5 protein-coding genes are annotated in these 3655 nt (G+C 76.0%); 2 read left to right on the top strand and 3 right to left on the bottom strand.

Features of this window, described 5'->3' with window-relative positions; genetic code table 11:
• Nucleotides 1–142: 142 nt before the first annotated feature.
• The gene (locus AC2CHG_RS30525) at nt 143–829 is read right to left on the bottom strand and encodes a hypothetical protein (protein ID WP_484526112.1); all 687 of its coding nucleotides are present in this window, start codon (nt 827–829) and stop codon (nt 143–145) included.
• Nucleotides 830–894: 65 nt separating this feature from the next.
• Nucleotides 895–1359 carry a peroxiredoxin gene (locus tag AC2CHG_RS30520; RefSeq protein WP_463839631.1) on the bottom strand — a complete coding sequence of 155 codons (465 nt, stop codon included), beginning with the start codon at nt 1357–1359 and terminating at the stop codon, nt 895–897.
• A 90-nt stretch (nt 1360–1449) separates the two neighbouring features.
• Here AC2CHG_RS30520 and AC2CHG_RS30515 point away from each other — a divergent pair, with 90 nt between their 5' ends.
• Nucleotides 1450–1842, top strand: a complete 393-nt coding sequence (locus AC2CHG_RS30515; protein WP_262015747.1) for a YciI family protein — start codon at nt 1450–1452, stop codon at nt 1840–1842.
• Between the two features lie 19 nt (nt 1843–1861).
• Entirely contained in the window at nt 1862–3085 is a 1224-nt protein-coding gene (locus AC2CHG_RS30510) for an RNA polymerase sigma factor (protein WP_484526111.1), read from the top strand.
• A gap of 14 nt (nt 3086–3099) precedes the next feature.
• Here the strand turns inward: AC2CHG_RS30510 and AC2CHG_RS30505 are convergent.
• On the bottom strand, nt 3100–3655 hold a 556-nt coding region (locus tag AC2CHG_RS30505), incomplete at its 5' end, for a patatin-like phospholipase family protein (protein WP_484526110.1).

The following is a 3655-nucleotide window of genomic DNA, read 5'->3' as shown; positions in this document are numbered from 1 at the left end:
CACCGGGCCGTCGTCCTCCGCGTCGCCCAGCTCCTCCTCCGGGCCGCCCGACCCGGGGTCGAAGCCGGCGGCCTGCCGCACACCGGGCCGGGGGGGGGGCGGGGGGGGGGGGGGCCCCCCGGCCCCGCGGGGCGTTCCGGGGTCAGCGCGCCTCGCGCAGTTCCGCCAGCCGCGCCTCGATCTCGGCCAGCTCGGCGCGCAGCTTCTCCGCCTGCTGTTCGGCCTCGGCCCGCTCGGCGGCCAGGATCTGCTCCACCGCCTCCTGCACCCCCGGCACGTCGACGAGCGCCACCATCCGCAGCGCCTCGGCCGGCTTCACCACGTACGGCCGGGCCAGCGCCTTCGTGCCCTGCTGCGCGGCCACCGTCCACTCGCCCTCGGCGTACGCGAGCGTCACGGTCAGCCCCGGCGGGGTCTTCGGCTTCGCGGCCTTCACCGCCCGCTTCGCCGGCTTCGGCTCCGCCGGCGGCTGCTCGGTCTTCGTCTCCTCCCGCCGCGGCGCCGGCACCCGCGGGGTGTCCAGCACGAACTCCGGCTCCGGCGCGGCCGGCGGCTGCTCGGGTTCCGGCTTCGCCTCCGCGGCCGGACGCCGCCCGGCGCCCTTGGGGGCGATCGCCACGTCGGCGGGGGAGAACGGCAGCTCGTCGCGGCCGAACCGCACCACCACGAACTCCTCCGACGCCGCCGGGTCGGTCAGCTCCACCACCTGCCCGAGCTGCCCGGCCATCTGCCCGGCCGCCTCGGTGAACACCACCCGGGGCTTGCGGCCCGCCGCAAGGGCCTCCCGGATTCCCTGAACCTCGTCAGTGGACAAACCCTGACCCGCCATCACGCCCTCTTCCGTACACCTGTTTGACGCAGCCTTGATACCAGCCGGCTGCGACACCGCGATGATCAGCCCCCGAGGGCGCGCAGCGCCGCGTCGGCGTGCTCGTTCATGCTCAGCTCGCTGTGCACCACGGCGAGCACCCGCCGATCCGTGCCGATCACGAACGTCATCCGCCGGGTGCTCAGCGCGCCCAGCGGCAGCCGCCGCCGCACCCCGAACGCCCGCGCCACAGCGCCGTCGGCGTCGGACAGCAGCGGATAGCCGAGCCCGTGCCGGCGGGAGAACTCCGCCTGCCGCTGCACCGGATCCCGGCTGATCCCCACCCGTTGCGCGCCCACCGCCGCGAACTCCGCCGCCAGGTCCCGGAAGTGGCAGCTCTCCGCCGTGCAGCCCCGCGTCATCGCCGCCGGGTAGAAGAACAGCACCACCGGACCCGCGGCCAGGAACTCCGACAGGCGCCGTGGCGTGCCCGTCTCGTCCGGCAGCGTGAAATCCTCGACCAGGTCACCGACACCCACCGCGTCACTCATGACGCGAGGATATGTAGACATCGGCGATCCCGCTCCGTCGTACCGGGCGAGCGGCGGGGAGACACCGCCGCACGACGCGAAGGACAGCCAGTGAAGTACGTGATCATGATCCACTCCAACCCGGAGCCGTGGGGCCACCCCACCTCCGAATACCTCGCCGCCCACCAGGAGCTGCCCGCCGAGGTACGCGAACAGCTCAACGCCGACTTCGAGCAGGTGATGACCGAGCTGCACGCCAACGGTGAGCTGGTCATGGGGGAGGCGCTCGCCGACCCCGGCACCGCCCGGCTCTACCGGTGGCGCGACGGCGCACCGCTGGCCACCGACGGCCCGTACTCCGAGGCCAAGGAACACCTCGCCGGTTTCTTCCTCGTCGACGTCGAGGACCAGGCCCGCGCGGAGGCCGTCGCCGCGAAGTTCGCCGGCCCGGGCGAGACGGTCGAGCTGCGGCCCCTGATGTGGCCGGGCGGCTCCGATCAGTGACGCCACGGCACTCGCGGACGTGTGGCGCCGGGAAGCGCCGCACGTCCGCGCCGCGCTGCTGCGCCGCTACGGGCACCCCGACGCCTGCGAGGACGCCCTGCAGGACGCGGCGGAGGCCGCCGCCGCTCGCTGGCCGCTCACCGGTGTGCCCGACGAACCGCGGGCCTGGCTCATCCAGGTCGCCTCGCGACGGCTGATCGACCGGATGCGCGCCGAGCAGGCCCGGACCCGCCGCGAGCGGCTCGACGCGGCCCGGCAACCCGGCGCCGGCGTGGTACCGCCCGTCGACGACGACACGCCCATGACCGGCGCCGACGACACGCTGCGGCTGCTGTTCCTGTGCTGCCACCCGGCACTGAGCCGCCCCTCCCAGGTCGCGCTGACCCTACGCGCGGTGGCGGGACTGCGCGTGGAGCAGATCGCCGCGGCCTACCTGGTTCCGGCCCGGACCATGACGCAGCGGCTGAGCCGCGCCCGCGCGACCCTGCGCGAGGCCGGCGCCCGGTTCACCATGCCGCCGCCGGACGCGCTGCCCGACCGGGTGGCCGCCGTGCTGGACGTGTGCCACCTGGTGTTCAGCGAGGGCTACACCCGCACCTCCGGTGACCAGCTCGTCGACGTGGAGCTCGCCGAGGAGGCGATCCGGCTCACCCGGCAGGTCCACGCGGCGCTGCCCGGCCACCACGAGGTCGCCGGCGCGCTGGCGCTGATGCTGCTCACCCACGCCCGGTCGCCGGCCCGTACCGACGCCGCCGGTGACCTCGTGCCGCTGGCCGGCCAGGACCGCTCCCGCTGGCGCGGCGACCTCATCGACGAGGGCGTCACGCTACTCGGCCGGGCCCTGCCCCACGGCCCGGTGGGCCGCTACCAGCTCCAGGCGGCCATCGCCGCCGTGCACGCCGAGGCACCGGCCTTCCCGGACACCGACTGGCTGCAGATCAGCGTCCTCTACGACATGCTGAGCCGGGTCGCCCCCAGCCCGTTCGTCACGCTCAACCAGGCCGTCGCGGTGGCCATGGCGCACGGCCCCGCCGTCGGGCTGGCCCTGCTCGACCCGCTGCTGGCCGACCCGGCGATGCGCGGCCACCACCGGCTGCACGCCGTCCGCGCGCACCTGCTGGAACTCCACGGCGACCCACACGCCGCCGCCGAGCACTACCGGCTGGCCGCCCGGCTCACCGGCAGCCTGCCCGAACAGCGCTACCTCAACCGGCGCCTCGCGCGCCTCACCGGCGGCACCTGAGCGGCGCCCAGGACTCAGCGCCAGACCGCCGCGATCTCCTCGGCCACCGCGTCGGCCTGCGCGAACCCGGCCCGCGCCGACGCCGCCCGCCGCGCCGGGTCCAGCACGTTGCGGCCGATCGCCGTCCGCGCCGCCCGGTCCGGCGACACCACCGCCACCCGCGCCCCCGCCTCCCGCAACGCCGCCACCTGCGCCGACAGCCGCGGCATCGGCCCCACCGCCGCGCGCGTCGGCGCCAGCACCACCACCCGATCGCAGCCGGCCGCCAGATCCGCGTTCACCGGCGAGCGGACCCCGCCGTCGACGTAGCGCCGGCCGCCGACAGTCACCGGCGGCCACACCCCCGGCACCGCGCAACTCGCGCCGACCGCGTCCACCAGCGACACCCCGCTGTCCGCGTCGAACACCACGAACTCACCGGAGGCCGCGTCCACGGCGGTGACCAGCAGCCGCGCCGCCGGCCACTGCGGCGACGGCAACCGCGCCGCGATCACCGCCCGCCGCGACCGCTCCGACGGGGTACGCGCCGACAACGCCATCGCGCCGATACGCGCGCGGGCCCGCGCCGCG

It is taken from the genome of Micromonospora sp. ATLC20, assembly GCF_057196585.1.
This window is presented reverse-complemented; position numbering and strand designations above follow the sequence as displayed.